Raw genomic sequence first — 1,711 nt, 5'->3', positions numbered from 1 at the left:
CGCTCGCCGGTGCCGAGCGCGCGACCACGCCGCCGGCCAGCACGACCGCCTCGACGAACGGCTCGGGGGCCAGGACGCGACCCACCTCCTCGGCCACGACCATCACCTCCACGGGGCCGGCGCCGACGCCGCCGTCGTCCTCGCTGAACGGCAGCGCGAGCACGCCCATGTCGGCCAGGCGCGACCAGACCTTCTCGTCGAAGCCGGGGTCGGAGGCCGTCGCGTCACGACGGGCCTCGATCGAGCCGTACGCCTTGCCCAGCAGGCCGCGCACGGCGTCGCGCAGCGCGAGCTGCTCGGAGTCCAGGGTGAAGTCCATGTCCGTCCCGTCTCAGAGTCCGAGGATGGTGCCGGCGATGATCTGCCGCTGCACCTCGTTGGAGCCGCCGTAGATGGAGGCCTTGCGGTAGTTCAGGTACTGCGGCGCCGAGACGCGGGCCCAGTGCGGCACCTGCGAGCCGTCGGCCGCGCCGGACGCGAGCGCGTCGGGCCCGGCGAGGTCGACGAACAGCTCGGTGACCGCCTGCTGCAGCACGGTGCCCTGCAGCTTCAGCACCGACGACGCGGGGTGCGGCTTGCCGTCGGCGGAGTGGGCGGCCACGCGCAGCGCGGTGAGCTCGAGCGCGAGCAGGTCGTTCTCCAGCTCGGCGATGCGGGCCGCGGTCAGCGGGTCGTCCAGCAGCGTGCCGGACGCCGTGCGGATCTCGCGGGCGTGCTCCTTGGCCTGCGCGAGCAGGCGCTTGCTCGAGCCGACCGGCGCGACGCCGACGCGCTCGTTGCCGAGCAGGAACTTGGCGTACGTCCAGCCGGCGTTCTCCTCGCCGACGAGGTTCTCGGCCGGGACGCGGACGTCCTCGAACCACACCTCGTTGACCTCGTGGCCGCCGTCGATGAGCTCGATCGGGCGCACGGTGAGGCCGGGCGTCGTCATGTCGATGAGCAGCATCGAGATGCCGGCCTGCTTCTTGGGCGCGTCGGGGTTCGTGCGCACCAGCGTGAAGATCCAGTCGCCGTACTGGCCCAGCGTCGTCCAGGTCTTCTGGCCGTTGACGACGTAGTGGTCGCCGTCGCGCACGGCGGTGGTGCGCAGCGAGGCCAGGTCCGAGCCGGCGTCGGGCTCGGAGAAGCCCTGCGACCACCAGATGTCGAGGTTCGCCGTGGCGGGCAGGAAGCGCTGCTTGATCTCCTGGCTGCCGAAGGCGGCGATGACCGGGCCGATCATGCTGGCGTTGAACGCGAGCGGCGCCGGGACGCAGGCCAGCTGCATCTCCTCGTGCCAGATGTGGCGCTGCAGGTTGGTCCAGTCGCGTCCGCCCCACTCGACCGGCCAGCCGGGCACGGCCAGGCCGGCGGCGTTGAGCGTCCGCTGGGACTCGACGATGTCGTCCTTGGTCAGCTCGCGCCGGTCGCGCACCTTGTCGCGGATCTCCTGGGGGACCTTCGTCGTGAAGAACTCGCGCATCTCGTCGCGGAACGCCACGTCCTGGTCGGACAGCCTCAGTCGCATGCACCCTCCTGTGGTCCCGCCCTTGCTATCACGCGGCGGGGTCGGGGGGCGCGACGGTGGGGGCCTCAGCGCGACGGGGTGCCGTCGGCCCCGTCGTCCTCGCGGAAGCTGGGCGAGCCCAGGACGTACTGGCCGAGCAGGCCGTGCGGCGGTCGCGGCGGGGTCGGGGGGACGCGGGGGCCCATGCGGCCCCTCGGCGGTGTC

General features: G+C 72.6%; 2 protein-coding genes. Both read right to left on the bottom strand.

Features of this window, described 5'->3' with window-relative positions:
* On the bottom strand, positions 1–319 hold a 319-nt coding region (locus AC2W7G_RS15505), incomplete at its 3' end, for an acyl-CoA dehydrogenase family protein (RefSeq protein ID WP_485869228.1).
* Between the two features lie 12 nt (positions 320–331).
* Entirely contained in the window at positions 332–1,507 is a 1,176-nt protein-coding gene (locus AC2W7G_RS15500) for an acyl-CoA dehydrogenase family protein (protein ID WP_485869227.1), read from the bottom strand.
* Positions 1,508–1,711: the final 204 nt, after the last annotated feature.

Source organism: Aeromicrobium sp. PFPM2_SD2 (genome assembly GCF_057364525.1).
This window is presented reverse-complemented; position numbering and strand designations above follow the sequence as displayed.